10 protein-coding genes are annotated in these 16,496 nt (G+C 36.0%); all 10 read left to right on the top strand.

Going from position 1 to position 16,496, the window contains the following annotated elements; all coding sequences use genetic code 11:
* Window positions 1–5 precede the first annotated feature (5 nt).
* Window positions 6–1,406, top strand: a complete 1,401-nt coding sequence (gene nrfD / locus B8T70_RS11045; protein WP_039111892.1) for an NrfD/PsrC family molybdoenzyme membrane anchor subunit — start codon at window positions 6–8, stop codon at window positions 1,404–1,406.
* Window positions 1,399–1,923, top strand: coding sequence for a DUF3341 domain-containing protein (locus B8T70_RS11050; RefSeq protein WP_039111893.1), 525 nt, complete (start codon window positions 1,399–1,401; stop codon window positions 1,921–1,923). The genes nrfD and B8T70_RS11050 overlap by 8 nt, the downstream gene beginning before the upstream one ends.
* Window positions 1,924–1,931: 8 nt before the next feature.
* Complete coding sequence (locus B8T70_RS11055) at window positions 1,932–2,477, top strand: cytochrome c (RefSeq protein WP_039119291.1); 546 nt, start codon at window positions 1,932–1,934, stop codon at window positions 2,475–2,477.
* Between the two features lie 30 nt (window positions 2,478–2,507).
* Window positions 2,508–3,869, top strand: coding sequence for a quinol:cytochrome C oxidoreductase (locus B8T70_RS11060; protein WP_086894885.1), 1,362 nt, complete (start codon window positions 2,508–2,510; stop codon window positions 3,867–3,869).
* Window positions 3,870–3,888: 19 nt separating this feature from the next.
* Window positions 3,889–5,052, top strand: coding sequence for a cytochrome c oxidase subunit II (locus tag B8T70_RS11065; RefSeq protein WP_039111896.1), 1,164 nt, complete (start codon window positions 3,889–3,891; stop codon window positions 5,050–5,052).
* A 31-nt stretch (window positions 5,053–5,083) separates the two neighbouring features.
* Window positions 5,084–6,880: a cbb3-type cytochrome c oxidase subunit I gene (locus B8T70_RS11070; protein ID WP_039111897.1), complete on the top strand. Its 1,797-nt coding sequence runs from the start codon at window positions 5,084–5,086 to the stop codon at window positions 6,878–6,880.
* Between the two features lie 71 nt (window positions 6,881–6,951).
* On the top strand, window positions 6,952–7,974 hold the full coding sequence (ruvB, locus tag B8T70_RS11075; protein WP_039111898.1) for a Holliday junction branch migration DNA helicase RuvB: 1,023 nt from the start codon (window positions 6,952–6,954) through the stop codon (window positions 7,972–7,974).
* 108 nt (window positions 7,975–8,082) lie between these two features.
* The gene (queG, locus tag B8T70_RS11080) at window positions 8,083–9,006 is read left to right on the top strand and encodes a tRNA epoxyqueuosine(34) reductase QueG (protein WP_086894888.1); all 924 of its coding nucleotides are present in this window, start codon (window positions 8,083–8,085) and stop codon (window positions 9,004–9,006) included.
* Window positions 9,007–9,584: 578 nt separating this feature from the next.
* Complete coding sequence (locus tag B8T70_RS11085) at window positions 9,585–15,170, top strand: HYR domain-containing protein (protein WP_086894886.1); 5,586 nt, start codon at window positions 9,585–9,587, stop codon at window positions 15,168–15,170.
* Window positions 15,157–16,496: HYR domain-containing protein (locus tag B8T70_RS11090; RefSeq protein WP_165763205.1), on the top strand; the 1,340-nt coding region annotated here is incomplete at its 3' end. The genes B8T70_RS11085 and B8T70_RS11090, both read left to right, overlap by 14 nt.

A 16,496-nucleotide genomic window follows, 5' to 3' on the forward strand; every position in this document is an offset into this window, starting at 1 on the left:
GGATTATGTCGTCTCACTACGAAGCACCCATTAGAAAACCTTTAGTTATAGGTGATAAATCTTATCACGATGTAACTGTAGATGTAGCTGCACCTGTTGAAGGTAAAGCAAATAAACATTGGTGGATTGTATTTACAATCGCATTAACAGCTTTCCTTTGGGGATTAGGCTGTATAATTTACACCGTATCTACAGGTATCGGAACATGGGGATTAAATAAAACAGTTGGTTGGGCTTGGGATATCACAAACTTTGTTTGGTGGGTAGGTATTGGTCACGCCGGAACTTTGATTTCTGCAGTATTATTACTTTTCCGTCAACGTTGGAGAATGGCGATTAACCGTTCTGCCGAAGCAATGACAATTTTCTCTGTTGTACAAGCAGGTTTATTTCCAATTATTCACATGGGACGTCCATGGTTAGCATACTGGGTATTACCTATACCAAATCAATTTGGTTCATTATGGGTAAACTTTAACTCACCATTACTTTGGGACGTTTTTGCAATCTCTACGTACCTTTCAGTATCATTAGTTTTCTGGTGGACTGGTTTACTACCTGATTTTGCTATGCTACGTGATAGAGCAATTACTCCTTTTAATAAAAGAGTTTATTCTATCTTGAGTTTTGGATGGAGCGGTAGAGCAAAAGACTGGCAACGTTTTGAAGAAGTATCTTTAGTACTTGCAGGTTTAGCTACTCCACTTGTACTTTCTGTACATACAATTGTATCTATGGACTTTGCTACATCTGTAATTCCAGGATGGCATACTACAATTTTCCCTCCTTACTTCGTTGCAGGAGCGGTTTTCTCTGGATTCGCAATGGTAAACACCTTGTTGATCATTATGAGAAAAGTTTCTAATCTTGAAGCTTATATTACAGTTCAACACATCGAATTAATGAATATCGTAATCATGATTACGGGTTCTATTGTAGGTGTTGCTTATATTACTGAGTTATTTGTAGCTTGGTATTCAGGAGTAGAATACGAACAATATGCATTCTTAAACAGAGCTACTGGACCTTACTGGTGGGCATATTGGTCAATGATGACATGTAACGTTTTTTCTCCACAGTTCATGTGGTTCAAAAAATTAAGAACGAGTATCATGTTCTCATTTATAATTTCAATTGTTGTAAACATTGGAATGTGGTTTGAAAGATTCGTAATTATTGTTACTTCTTTACATAGAGATTACCTTCCATCTTCTTGGACAATGTTCTCACCAACATTTGTTGATATTGGAATTTTCATCGGAACAATTGGATTCTTCTTCGTATTGTTTTTACTTTACTCTAGAACATTCCCAGTTATTGCTCAGGCAGAGGTGAAAACTATTTTGAAAGGAACAGGAGATAATTACATTAGAGAAAGAGCAAATAAAGATTCACACCATGAGTAATAAAGTAATATACGCCATTTATAATGACGATGATATTTTGATGGATGCTGTAAAGAAAACTAGAGCTGCACATCATCATATTGAAGAAGTATTTACTCCATTTCCGGTACACGGATTGGATAAAGCAATGGGCTTAGCGCCAACAAGATTAGCAATATGTTCTTTTATATACGGATGTATTGGTATAACAGTTGCGACTACGATGATGAGTTATATTATGATTCACGACTGGCCTCAAGATATTGGTGGAAAACCAAGTTTCAGTTTCATTCAAAACATGCCTGCATTCGTGCCGATTATGTTTGAAATGACTGTGTTTTTCGCAGCTCACTTAATGGTAATCACTTTTTATATGAGAAGTAGATTATGGCCATTCAAAGAAGCAGAAAATCCTGATGTAAGAACAACAGATGATCATTTCCTAATGGAAATCGCTGTTAATGATAATGAAGAGGAATTAGTTTCTTTTTTCCAAAACACGGGAGCTGTAGAAGTTAAAGTAATAGAAAAGAATTAATTGTAGCTATGAAAAGTATATATAAAATAACACTTTTAGTTGGTATAACTATTTTAGTTTCATCTTGCCACAATAATTCGGCACCAAACTATCAGTACTTCCCTAATATGTATGAATCTTTAGCGTATGAACCATATGCAGAGGCTAATATTTTTAAAGGAGGAAAGGAAGGTCAACTTCCAGTAAAAGGAACTATTAACAGAGGTTTTGAACCTTATGAATATGAGAATTCTACAGCAGGTTATGAATTAGCAAAAGCTAATTTGAAATCACCTTTAGATTCTTTAGATAGAAATTCAGAAAAAGGAAAAGAACTTTTTGAAATCTATTGTATGAGTTGTCATGGTGCAACTGGAAATGGAAAAGGTAAATTGGTAGAAAGAGAAAAATTTCTTGGAGTTCCTAGTTATAAAGACAGGGTAATTACTGAAGGAAGTATTTTTCATGTTGAGACTTACGGATTAAATGCAATGGGTTCTCATGCAAATCAATTAAGTACTCACGAACGTTGGTTAGTTGCTGACTATGTTCTAAAACTAAAAAGCCAATTATAATAATTGTTGAACAAACTGATCGTATTAGATATGTATACATTTTCAAGTAAATTAAAAACTTTTTCTTTCATCTTAATGGCTGTAGGTCTTTTGGGTATTGGGTATGGTTTTTTAAATGCACCTAAAGATATTCAAGAAGTTGAAAAAATACTAGCTGCTGAGTCTCATGGTGGTCATGGAGAAGCGACTCATGAAACTGCTGAGCCAGCTCATGAAGCACATGCTGAAGGAAAAAAAGAACACGCTCAAGTTGGTGCTGCAGATGAGCATACAAAACATTTAAACCATGTTTTACACCAATTGCAAAATAAACCATGGTCAGCATTATATGTTGCTTGTATTTTCTTTTTGCTACTTTCTATGGGAGTTCTTGCATTTTACGCTATTCAACAAGTTGCCCAAGCAGGATGGTCTCCAGTATTGTTTAGAGTTATGCAAGGTATAACTGCTTACTTACCTGTAGGTTCTGTAATATTTTTTATAATTTTAGTATTTTGTGGACTGCACTTCAACCATATGTTTGTATGGTTAGGAGATGGAGTAACAGATCCTAAAAGCCCAAATTACGATGCAATCATTGCTAATAAAGCAGGATATTTAAATTTTCCTTTTTGGATTATTAGAGCTGCAATATTCTTGATTGGATGGAATTTGTATAACTACTATACTAGACAAAGATGTCTTGCACAAGACGAAGCTAAAGATGATTTGAACTACAAAAAGAATTTCAAAATGACTGCTGGATTCTTAGTGTTCTTTATCGTTTCTGAGTCTATTATGTCTTGGGATTGGATTATGTCTATCGATCCACACTGGTACAGTACATTGTTTGGATGGTATGTGTTTGCTAGTTTCTTTGTAAGTGGTATCACTACAATTGCATTAGTGACTGTATACTTGAAATCTAAAGGATATTTAGAGCATGTTAATACAAGCCATATTCATGACCTTGCTAAATTTATGTTTGGTATTAGTGTTTTCTGGACTTATTTATGGTTCTCACAATTCATGTTGATTTGGTATGCAAATATTCCTGAAGAGGTAACTTATTTTGTTACAAGAATTCAACTTTATAACCTTCCTTTCTTTGGAGCTGTTGTTATGAATTTTCTTTTCCCATTGTTGATTTTAATCAATACTGATTTCAAGAGAATTAGCTGGGTAATTGTTATGGCTGGAATTGTAATTTTATTAGGACATTATCTTGATTTCTTCAATATGATTATGCCTGGTACAGTAGGTGATAGATGGTTCATTGGTGTTTCAGAAATTGCATCAGTACTTTTCTTCTTAGGTTTATTTATTTTTGTAGTTTTCACTGCATTAACTAAAGCTCCTTTGTTACCAAAAAGAAATCCATTTATAGAAGAAAGTAAACATTTTCATTATTAATATTTAAAGAAATAAACAGATGACAAGTTTGTTGGTAATTATAGTTTTAGTTTTATTAGCTGTAGCATTATGGCAATTGACCAAGATATTTGATCTTACTCAGGTAGGAGCAAAATCGGACGATTCTCAGGTTGCATCTGATAATGATAATAATGTTCAAGGGTATTTAATGTTCGGATTTTTAGCATTCATTTATATTTTTACAATATATGGATTGTTAAAATGGGGGCCATTAGTATTACACACGCCAGCTTCTGAGCATGGTAGTTTGGTTGATAGCCTTATGAACATTACTTGGGTTTTGATTTTTGTAGTTCAATTTATAACTCAAGGATTACTTTATTATTTTTCTTTTAAATATAAAGGAGAAAAAGATAAGAAAGCATTATACTTTGCTGATAATAATAGATTAGAGGCACTTTGGAGTGTTATTCCAGCAGTTGTTTTGGCAGGATTAATTCTTTACGGATTATATGCTTGGAATAATATTATGTTTGTTGACAAAGATGAAGATACAGTTGTTATCGAATTATATGCTCAACAATTTAAATGGACTGCAAGATATGCTGGACCTGATAATGTTTTAGGTAAAGCTAACGTAAGATTAATCGAAGGTGTAAATACTTTAGGAGTTGATATGTCTGATCCATATGCACAAGATGATATTGTGGTTTCAGAATTACATATACCAAAAGGAAAGAAAGTACATTTCAAGATGCGTTCACAAGACGTATTACACTCAGCTTACATGCCTCACTTTAGAGCGCAAATGAACTGTGTTCCTGGTATGGTTACAGAATTTGCTTTCACGCCAGTTTACACAACTGCAGAATATAGAGACTTAGAGTACATGGTAAAGAAAGTTGCTCATATTAATGAACTACGTTCTAAGAAAAGTGTTGAGCTAGTTGCAAAAGGAGAAACAGCTCTTGACCCTTATACTTTTGATTATTTATTACTTTGTAATAAAATTTGTGGAACATCTCACTACAACATGCAAATGAAAATAGTTGTTGATACACCAGAAGAGTATAAAAAATGGTTAAGCGAAAAAGCTACATTAGCTCAGGATATTAAAGCAGCAGTTGCTCCAGCTCCAGCAGAAGGTGCAGCAGGAAGCACTGATACTACCAAAGTTGATACTACTGCTAAAGTAGAAGCTCCTAAAGTAGCTATGAAATAATATTTATTTAAGAAATTTAAAGTATACATATATGTCAGCAGAAGGTCACGATCACGGACAAGATCACGAACACGAACACCACCATAAAGAGACATTCATTACTAAATATATCTTTAGTATTGATCACAAAATGATTGCCAAACAATACCTTATAACAGGTATTATTATGGGGGTAATTGGTATTGCAATGTCCTTGCTTTTTAGAATGCAATTAGCATGGCCTGAAGAGTCTTTTAAAATATTTAATGTTTTATTAGGAGATAAATTTGCACCAGATGGAGTAATGACTAATGATGTTTATCTTGCATTAGTTACCATACACGGAACCATCATGGTATTCTTTGTATTAACGGCTGGTTTGAGTGGTACTTTTAGTAACTTATTGATTCCGCTTCAAATTGGTGCAAGAGATATGGCCTCTGGATTCATGAATATGATTTCATACTGGTTATTTTTCTTATCAGCAGTTATAATGTTAAGTTCTTTATTTGTTGAAGCTGGACCTGCTTCATCTGGTTGGACAATTTATCCTCCATTAAGTGCTTTACCACAAGCAATTCCTGGTTCAGGAACAGGTATGACATTATGGTTAGTTTCTATGGCAATCTTTATTGCTTCATCATTGATGGGGTCATTAAACTACATCGTAACTGTTATTAACTTAAGAACAAAAGGTATGTCTATGACAAGATTACCTTTAACTATATGGACATTCTTCGTAACTGCTGTTATTGGAGTTATTTCATTCCCGGTATTATTATCTGCTGCATTATTATTGATTTTTGACAGAAGTTTTGGTACTTCTTTCTTCTTATCTGATATTTATATTGCTGGAGAAGTTTTACATTACCAAGGAGGTTCACCAGTTTTATTCGAACACTTATTTTGGTTCTTAGGGCACCCTGAAGTTTACATTGTAATCTTACCAGCGATGGGACTTGTTTCAGAAATTATGGCTACGAATTCTCGTAAACCAATTTTCGGATACAGAGCGATGATTATGTCAGTTTTAGCAATTGCATTCCTTTCAACAATCGTTTGGGGACACCACATGTTCGTTTCTGGAATGAATCCATTTTTAGGATCTGTATTTACATTTACGACATTATTGATTGCAATTCCTTCTGCTGTAAAAGCATTTAACTGGATTACAACTTTATGGAAAGGTAACTTACAATTTAATCCAGCAATGTTGTTCTCTATCGGAATGGTTTCTACTTTCATTACTGGAGGTTTAACAGGGATCATCTTAGGAGATAGTACTTTAGATATTAACGTTCACGATACATATTTTGTAATTGCTCACTTTCACTTAGTAATGGGTATCTCTGCACTTTACGGAATGTTTGCTGGTATTTACCACTGGTTCCCTAAAATGTATGGTAGAATGTTAAACAAAAACTTAGGATATATTCACTTTTGGGTAACTGCAGTTTGTGCTTACGGAGTATTCTTCCCAATGCACTTTATCGGATTAGCAGGTTTACCAAGACGTTACTATACTAATACAAACTTCCCGTTATTTGATGATTTACAAAACGTAAACGTTTTAATAACTGTGTTTGCTTTAGTTGGAGGAGCTTTCCAATTAGTGTTCTTATACAATTTCTTTAGTAGTATTTTCTACGGTAAGAAAGCAGTACAAAACCCATGGAAATCTACAACTTTAGAGTGGACTACACCAGTTGAGCATATTCACGGTAACTGGCCAGGAGAAATTCCTCACGTTTACCGTTGGCCATATGACTATAGTAATCCAAACTATGACGTTGATTTTGTACCTCAAAACGTACCAATGAAAGAAGGAGAAGAAGTTCTTCATCACTAAAAATATTTAAAACCTCTACTCATAGTAGAGGTTTTTTTTTGACTTCCTTTTTCTTTCTCTATCTTTGCTAAATGAATGAAAATTTAGATCCAACAACGAACCGCTATAACTCTGAAGAGTTTGATCTTGAAAAAAAATTAAGACCGCTTTCTTTTGATGATTTCGCGGGTCAAGATCAGGTTTTAGAAAACCTGAAAGTCTTTGTTGCTGCAGCTAATCAGCGTAACGAAGCATTAGATCATACGCTTTTTCATGGTCCTCCGGGACTTGGAAAAACTACTTTGGCAAACATACTTGCTAATGAATTAGAGGTTGGTATAAAGATTACATCAGGGCCAGTTCTGGATAAACCTGGTGACTTAGCTGGATTACTTACTAATCTCGAAGAAAGAGATGTACTATTTATTGATGAAATCCATCGTTTGAGTCCTATTGTCGAAGAGTACTTATATTCGGCAATGGAAGATTTTAAGATAGATATCATGATAGAGTCTGGGCCTAATGCAAGAACAGTTCAGATTAATTTAAATCCATTTACCTTAATCGGCGCAACAACACGTTCAGGTTTGTTAACAGCACCTATGCGTGCTCGTTTTGGTATCTCGTCACGATTACAATATTACACTACAGAACTTTTAACTTCAATTGTAGAAAGAAGTGCTTCGATATTAAAAATGCCAATTTCTTTAGATGCAGCAATCGAGATTGCAGGCCGTAGTCGTGGAACACCTCGTATCGCAAATGCATTATTGCGTCGTGTTCGTGACTTTGCACAAATTAAAGGAAACGGAACTATCGATTTGGCTATTGCACAATATGCACTAAAGGCATTAAATGTTGATGCACATGGTTTGGATGAGATGGATAACAAAATCCTTCTTACCATTATTAGTAAATTTAAAGGAGGGCCAGTTGGATTGTCTACATTGGCAACAGCAGTTTCCGAAAGTAGCGAAACCATCGAAGAAGTATATGAGCCATTCCTAATTCAGGAAGGTTTTATTATGAGAACTCCACGAGGACGTGAAGTTACCGACAAAGCATACAAACATTTAGGTAGAATAAATACCAATATTCAAGGCGGATTATTTTAATTTTTTTGAAGCTATTTCCTGCTGTCCGCTATATCTTTTTCTGGCTAAAAAGCCAAAAAAAGGATGTCGCTCCCATCAGGGCTAAAACCGTTTCATATTAAATTTACATTGATAAATTCAAAAAGCACATATTCACAATTTATTAAATCCGAAGCCAAAAGGCTTGGGTTCTTATCTTGTGGAATTTCTAAAGCAGGATTCTTGGAACAAGAAGCCCCAAGGTTAGAAAATTGGCTTAATAAAAACCATAATGGTCAAATGGCCTATATGGAAAATCATTTTGATAAGCGGTTAGATCCTACTTTATTAGTTGATGATGCCAAAAGTGTAGTGTCGTTATTACTTAATTATTACCCTTCCGAAACTCAGGAAAATGATAGCTTTAAGATATCGAAGTACGCATATGGACAAGATTATCATTTTGTAATTAAAGAAAAACTCAAAAAATTACTTTTTTCCATTCAAGAGCAAATAGGTGATGTTTCTGGTCGTGTATTTGTTGACTCCGCTCCAGTTTTGGATAAAGCCTGGGCTGCCAAAAGTGGTTTAGGCTGGATAGGCAAAAACAGTAATTTAATTACACAAAAAGTAGGCTCTTTTTACTTCATTGCCGAACTTATTCTTGATTTAGACTTAGAATATGATTATGCCACTACAGATCATTGCGGTTCATGTACAGCTTGTATCGATGCTTGTCCCACACAGGCAATTGTTGCTCCTTATGTAGTTGATGGGAGTAAGTGTATTTCCTATTTTACAATTGAACTCAAAGAAAATATTCCACAAGAAATGAAAGGGAAATTTGATGATTGGGCATTTGGTTGCGATACCTGTCAAGATGTTTGTCCTTGGAATCGATTTTCTAAAGCACATTCAGAACCACTGTTTAATCCTAACCCAGATGTTATGGCAATGTCGAAAAAAGAGTGGTTAGAGATTACTGAAGAAACCTTTCAAGTGGTATTTAAAAACTCCCCTTTAAAAAGAACAAAATTTGATGGTTTAAAACGAAATATCAATTTCTTGAAATAGCTTTTTTATTTTGGATAATTTGTTAATTAGGGGTAGATGTTCTGTTTTAATTGTTAATAAAATTATTTTTTAAAGTAAAATTTGCAATAAATTTGAGTATAAGTTACTCGTGAAAGTATAAAATACGCAACCCTACGTTGCGTATTTTTTTATTCTATTATTTGAACTTTAATAAGTTATGAATTTTTGCGTTGAAGTTAGTGCGCGAAATGACTTTTGTTGTTGTTATAAAAACTTTTAGTTGCTAAATTGTTAATTTTTTTCTCGATAAAATCTACATTTATTCGAAAAAAAGAGTACTTCAACGATAAAACAGGTAGTTCGACGAGTTATCTAGTTATTATTTTACCCTTTATATACTTTCGCCCCACCAAACTACCTATTTCTATAATCTTAAAGACGAATTTGAGTCGAAGCTAATTTATTTATGGCCCTTATTTTATTTTTCTTTTATAAAATTTTGAAAGATCTTTTCCTTAGATCTTCGGTAGAACAATCCCTCTTATTTAATTTATTCTCTTCGAATTCCTTCATTGGGTTTTCGAACAATTATAGTATTACCCAAAACAAAACTGTTTATGTATAATTCTACTCTTAAAATGCTTAATTTTTTTAAGCAAACCTTTTTCATTGCATTTCTTTTATTTTCAACTAGCTTATTTTCACAGATTTGTGGAACGCCAGGAGGAGATGGTCCCGTTACAGTATCAAGTTCTATAAATACTTATTATCCTGTTAGTGATAATACAACTTTAAGTAAAGGAGCTCAATCTATAGTTTTAGGCAAAGTGCCTACAACGGATAAGCATAATAATGTTTTCGGTACAATACAAATATCTGCAGGGGATTTGATTTTGATTATCCAAATGCAGGATGCTATTATTGATTATAGGAATGATGCCAATTATGGTTCAGGAAATTCAAATAGTGGTCCTGACAATTTAGGGGGTACAGGATTTACACTTATTGGTAATACAGGTGTTTTTGAATATGTTATTGCAACCAATAGTGTTCCGTTAGCAGGGGGTAACTTAACTTTTAAAGGTACCGGTACTAATGGAGGTACTTTTAATAGTTTTTTTAATGCGGATGCAACACCTACGAGAGGGAAGAGAACATTTCAAATTGTTAGAGTACCACAATACTCTAATTTAAAGCTAACTTCTAAGATAACGACACCACCATTTAATGGTATTGCAGGTGGAGTTATTGCTTTTAATGTTTCTGGAACATTTGATTTTAATGGATTTTCTATTGATGGAACAGCAAGAGGGTTTAGAGGAGGATATAGTCCTAAAGCTTTTTCAGGTGTAAATGATGCGACTTCTTATGTTGGTGATGCTTCAAAAACTTATATTTCAGGAAAAGGAGAAGGAATTGCGGGAACGCCTAGATATATGTGGGACGGTTATAACCAGGTAGATAATAAAGTTGAAGGTATGCCAGCAGGTTCTTCAGGTAGAGGAGCTCCTGCCAATGCTGGTGGAGGTGGTAATGACCACAACACCGGTGGTGGCGGTGGTGGTAACGGTGGTTTTGGTGGTTTAGGTGGTTATGGTTGGCAAGGAATTGGAGGACAAACTTGGCCAATTTATACTGGGGGAGGAAGACCTGGTTTTAGATCCTACCTAGATGCTACACCAGAATTAACAAGACTTATAATGGGAGGTGGCGGTGGCGCAGGAGATGCTAATAATGCTATCGATGGTGTAAAAGGAGGTGTCGGAGGAGCTATTGTACTTATTAATGCAGGAACAGTTCAAGGTACTGGGTTAATTGAAGTTAATGGAGGAAATGGTGCTCCGGGTGCATATGGTGGTACACCAGATGGAGCTGGAGGAGCTGGAGCTGGAGGGACAGTATTGTTGAATATTTCTAATATCAGTACTGGAGATATTACAATTAATGCAAAAGGAGGAAATGGAGGGAATACAGAAAATGATACTAAAAACGAACACGGACCAGGTGGTGGTGGTGGTGGTGGAATCATTAGACATAATCTTGAGGGGACTGTAAAAATTACTACCAATGTAACTGGTGGTTTGGCAGGTAAAACTAATAAAGGAAGTGGAACTGGTTCTAATGTCCATGGTGCTAATGAGGGCGTAAATGGACATGTATCGACTTTTATCTCTAAAGATCTACCGCCAAATTTACAGGTTAACTCAAATTGTTTTCCTATTCTGGATACCAAAGTAAAATCGTTACCTAAAGCATCAGCTTGTAATTCGATTGGAGAGAAGGTTTCTTATGAAATACAAATAAAAAATACAGGGGTAGGAAATGCTGCCGGGGTCGATTTAGACTTTTATTTTCCAACAGGTATCGAATTTGATTCTGCTACGGCAACATATTCAGCAGATACTACTGGTCCTTCTGGTGCTTTAAGTAATACAGTTACATCTAAGAATAATCCTGTGTTTGGAGGGTTTAATATTGCTCAAAATGGAGTGGTTACGATAATCTTGGTTGGGAAAGTTATAGCGCCTATTGCTGCTGGTACATATAGTTCTAATGCACAAGCTTTATACTTTGATCCTACACGTACAACTGCCAATCCTACTAGAAAAATTACGGCAGCTGTAAACGCGTATGGTACAACTATAAATAAAAAATATGAAGGCGTTAACCAAATCGATGTGCCAGGAACGAACTTTAAAGGCGATGGCGCAACTGTAACAGAAGATGATATAAAAATATTTGCTTTGCCAGATGTTCCTACAGTTGAAGTGGTACAATCAACTTGTGATACACCAACAGGAACAATAACGGTAAAAACCCCTGCAAATGGTGAAGGAATAAGTTATACATTAAAAGGAATTAATCCTGTAACAGCACCAGTAATTAATACAACAGGAATCTTTTCGGGCTTAGTGCCAAATAACTATGTAGTGACAACTACAAACGAAAATGGATGTACTTCGGTTTCTACTGATATTATAACTATTAATGCAGTTGCTGGGGCGCCAACAACTACAGGAGTTTCTACTTGCCAAGGAGTAAAAGGATCATTAAAGGCTACTTCTACATGTTCAGGTACTATACAATGGTATACATCGGCTTCGGGCGGCACTAAAGTAGGTAGCGGAGCATCTTTTGATCCAACTACAGTTACAGGCTTAATAGATATAAATAAGGCAGGAACTACAGTTTTTTATGCAGCTTGTGGTAGTGGCACAGGTTGTCGAACTGCTACTAATTTTGTTATTAATGCAATACCAACAATTACAGGAACAACACCTGCGGGACGATGTGATACTGGAGAAGTGATTTTAGGCGCTACAGCCTCTTCAGGAACAATTAATTGGTATGCTGCAGCAACAGGTGGCGCGTCATTAGGAACAGGTACAAGTTTTACAACACCAAGCTTAACTACTACTACAACTTATTATGTTGATGCAACTGATAACGGATGTGCTACAGCAACAAGGACTGCAGTTAAAGCATCGATAAATACTAGGCCAACAATAAATTCAACTACAGAAGCCTCTAGCTGTGGTATGGCAGCATTAACACTAAAGGCAACTGCATCAACAGGAGCTGATACTATCAGATGGTATGCGGATCCGGTAAGTGAACAGGTATTAGGAACAGGAGCAGAATTTATTACTCCAAACTTATCAACTACGACTACTTATTATGTAGGTGCTACTACGACCGAAGGTTGTACTACAACATCGAGAATTGCGGTTGCAGCAGTTATAAATGATGCCTCAACAATTGTGCTTACCAGCGGTACACAAAATCCGGTAGTTTGTACAGGAACAGCAATTCCAACTACGGTTTATACTTTTGGAGGAAGCGCAAAAAATGCCATAGTAACAAATTTGCCAACAGAGTTAAAGTCCGTTGTCGATTTAACAGCAAGAACAGTAACTATTTCAGGAACTCCAACGGCAAATGCTAATTATACGATAACAACAGTTGGACATACAATGCCATGTTCAGCAGCTACAATAAATGGAGTGGTAACGATGAATGCATCGATTCCAAAACCAACATTAACTACATTAACGCAACCAACTTGTACGACTGCTACGGGAAGTTTTGAGATTACTAATTATAACCCAACGTATACTTATACGGTATCGCCATCACAAGGAATTACCCAAAGTGGAGCTACAGTAACAGCGCCAGCAGGAAGTTATACTGTAAAAGCTACTTCTGGAACTTGCGCATCTGTAGAATCAGTTGCTGCAGTAATTAATGCGCAACCAGCTACACCAGCTATGCCAACAGTAAGTGCTGTAACACAACCAACGTGTGCAACAGCTACAGGGAGTTTTACAATTACTAATCATAACCCAAATTACACTTATACAATAACTCCATCGCTAGGAGTTTCTCAAACAGGAGCTACAGTAACAGCTCCAGCGGGAAGTTATACTGTAAAAGCTACCTCTGGAACTTGCGCATCTGTAGAATCGGTTGCTGCAGTAATTAATGCACAACCAGCTACACCGGATATGCCAACAGTAAGTGTTGTAACACAACCAACGTGTGCAACAGCTACAGGAAGTTTTACAATTACGAATTACGACCCAACTTATACTTATATAATCACACCATCGGCAAATGTTGTTCGAAATGGAGCTACAGTAACAGCACCAGTAGGAAGTTATACTGTAAAAGCTACCTCTGGAACTTGCGCATCTGTAGAATCGGTTGCTGCAGTAATTAATGCACAACCAGCTACACCGGATATACCAGCAGTAAGCGATGTAACACAACCAACGTGTGCAACAGCTACAGGAAGTTTTACAATTACGAATTATGACTCGACTTATACCTATACAATCACGCCGTCAACAGGAGTTAACCGAAATGGAGCTACAGTAACAGCACCAGCAGGAAGTTATACTGTAAAGGCAACATTAGGGGCTTGCATATCAGCTGAATCAGTTGCTGCAGTAATTAATGCACAACCAGCTACGCCAGCTATGCCAACGGCTACAGAGCAAAATTTTTGCTTTGTAGATGCTAAAAAAATTAAAGATTTAATTGCTACAGGATCAGGTATTCAATGGTATAATGCTCTAACGGGTGGTATTTTGTATAAAGAGACTGACTTATTGGAATCAAATACATATTATGCTAGTCAAACAACTAATGGATGTGAGAGTGAAAGAATCGCAGTAAAAGTTATTGTAACAGAAACTCCTATTGCAGGAACGTTATCAGGAAATCAAAATATTTGTATAACAGAAAATACTGCTTTTTCATTATCAGGAGGTGCTGCTGGAGGAAGATGGAGTAGTAGTAATACGGCAGTAGCTACAGTAAACGCATCAACAGGAACAATTGCTGGAGTTGGAACTGGGGTAGCAACAATTAAGTATACAGTAACTGGAACTGGAGGTTGTGATGATGCTACAGCAGAAAGAGTTGTAACTGTTAGCTCTTTGCCTACAGCGACAATAACAGGAATATTAAAAGCTTGTTTAACTACTACACTAACAGCAGTTACCAATGCGATTTCTCCTAGTTATGTTTGGTACAAAGATAATTCAGTTATCAATGGGGAGACAGCTTCAACATTAGTTGTAACCTCAAATGGAGATTATAAAGTAAGAATCATAAGTGGTTCTACTTTTTGTGAAGAAACTTCTACTGCTTCGACAGTAGTTGTAGCTGATACAGAAAAACCAGTTATTAGTTGTCCAGCAGCTATTAGCCAAATCGCTGATTCAGGACAATGTGGTGCAACTGTTTCTATTGTAAATCCAACAGCAACTGATAATTGTTCAACAACATTCACCTTTGCAGGAGTTCGTTCAGACAGTAAATCATTGACAGATTTATATCCGGTAGGAACAACAAAAATAGTATGGACAGCGACCGATGCTTCAGGAAATACCTCATTATCATGTGAGCAAACGATTACCATTACCGATACAGAAAAGCCATTTATCACCTGTCCATCAGCTATTAACAAAAACGCTGATGCTAACAAATGTGGGGCAACCGTTTCTATTGTAAATCCAACAGCAACCGATAATTGTTCAACAACATTCACCTTTGCAGGAGTTCGTTCAGACAGTAAATCATTGACAGATTTATATCCGGTAGGAACAACAAAAATAGTTTGGACAGCTACCGATGCTTCAAGTAATATCTCAGCATCATGTGAGCAAACGATCACTATTACCGATGCAGAAAGATAATTGTTCAACAACATTCACCTTTGCAGGAGTTCGTTCAGACAGTAAATCATTGACAGATTTATATCCGGTAGGAACAACAAAAATAGTTTGGACAGCTACCGATGCTTCAGGTAATATCTCAGCATCATGTGAGCAAACGATCACTATTACCGATGCAGAAAAACCAGTTAAACCAGTTAAACCAGTTTTAGCAGATGATGCTTCAGGGAATATCTCAACATCATGCGAGCAAACAGTTACTATTACTGATGCAGAAAAGCCAGTTATTAGTTGTCCAGCAGCTATTAACCAAATCGCTGATTCAGGACAATGTGGAGCAACCGTTTCTATTGTAAATCCAACAGCAACCGATAATTGTTCGACAACATTCACTTTTACAGGAGTTCGTTCAGACAGTAAATCATTGACAGATTTATATCCTGTGGGAACAACAAAAATAGTTTGGACAGCTACCGATGCTTCAGGTAATGCCTCATTATCATGTGAGCAAACGATCATCATTACCGATACAGAAAAACCAGTTATTAGTTGTCCAGCAGCGGTTATAGCTAATACAGATGCGGGTTTATGTACAGCAACAATTGTTTTAATTTCACCAACTGTTTCTGATAATTGTGGAATCGCTTCAGTAACGAATGACGCTCCTGTTATGTTCCCAATTGGAATTACAACTGTAACTTGGACAGTTACTGATAATAATGGTAATATTTCTACTTGTACACAAACGGTCACTGTGTTTGGTCCGATTAAATCTAACGATGATTTAGGGGTTTCAATAAATAGTTATGTAGGAGGTATTGCAGTTTCAAACGTTTTGAATAATGATTTATTGAATTGCGTTAGTGTGATATCAAATCAAGTAAAAATTACTTTAGCTAGTACGTTACCGTCTGGAGTAAATTTCGATACAGCTACTGGTGAGGTAAGTGTAAATCCGCATACTCCATCTGGAACTTATACATTTGATTATACTATTTGTGATCTTTCAAATATTACAAATTGTAGTACATCTACAGTTAAAATAATCGTAGATAAACCATTAATCGAAGCAATTACCGAAACGACTTCTCCAATTAACGGAAACACAGGCGGAAAAACGCCACCATTAACAGCTAACGATAAATTAAACGGAGTAGATGTAGTTATCGGAACCAACGCAGGCGAAGTAAAATTAACGCCAGTAACTGTACCAACAGGACTCACATTAAATCCAGACGGAACTGTAACCGTATCTCCAAATACACCAGCAGGAAACTACGATGTAACGTACAAAATATGTGAAGTAACTAATCCGACAAATTGTGATGAAGTAACTTCAGTAGTTGT

It is taken from the genome of Flavobacterium sp. AJR (assembly GCF_002156885.1).
Classification (GTDB): Bacteria; Bacteroidota; Bacteroidia; order Flavobacteriales; family Flavobacteriaceae; genus Flavobacterium.

What these genes read in the sequence shown, in the direction of transcription:
- nrfD (WP_039111892.1), top strand. Translation starts at nt 6, where the DNA reads ATGTCGTCTCACTACGAAGCACCCATTAGAAAACCTTTAGTTATAGGT.
- B8T70_RS11050 (WP_039111893.1), top strand. Translation starts at nt 1,399, where the DNA reads ATGAGTAATAAAGTAATATACGCCATTTATAATGACGATGATATTTTG.
- B8T70_RS11055 (WP_039119291.1), top strand. Translation starts at nt 1,932, where the DNA reads ATGAAAAGTATATATAAAATAACACTTTTAGTTGGTATAACTATTTTA.
- B8T70_RS11060 (WP_086894885.1), top strand. Translation starts at nt 2,508, where the DNA reads ATGTATACATTTTCAAGTAAATTAAAAACTTTTTCTTTCATCTTAATG.
- B8T70_RS11065 (WP_039111896.1), top strand. Translation starts at nt 3,889, where the DNA reads ATGACAAGTTTGTTGGTAATTATAGTTTTAGTTTTATTAGCTGTAGCA.
- B8T70_RS11070 (WP_039111897.1), top strand. Translation starts at nt 5,084, where the DNA reads ATGTCAGCAGAAGGTCACGATCACGGACAAGATCACGAACACGAACAC.
- ruvB (WP_039111898.1), top strand. Translation starts at nt 6,952, where the DNA reads ATGAATGAAAATTTAGATCCAACAACGAACCGCTATAACTCTGAAGAG.
- B8T70_RS11085 (WP_086894886.1), top strand. Translation starts at nt 9,585, where the DNA reads ATGTATAATTCTACTCTTAAAATGCTTAATTTTTTTAAGCAAACCTTT.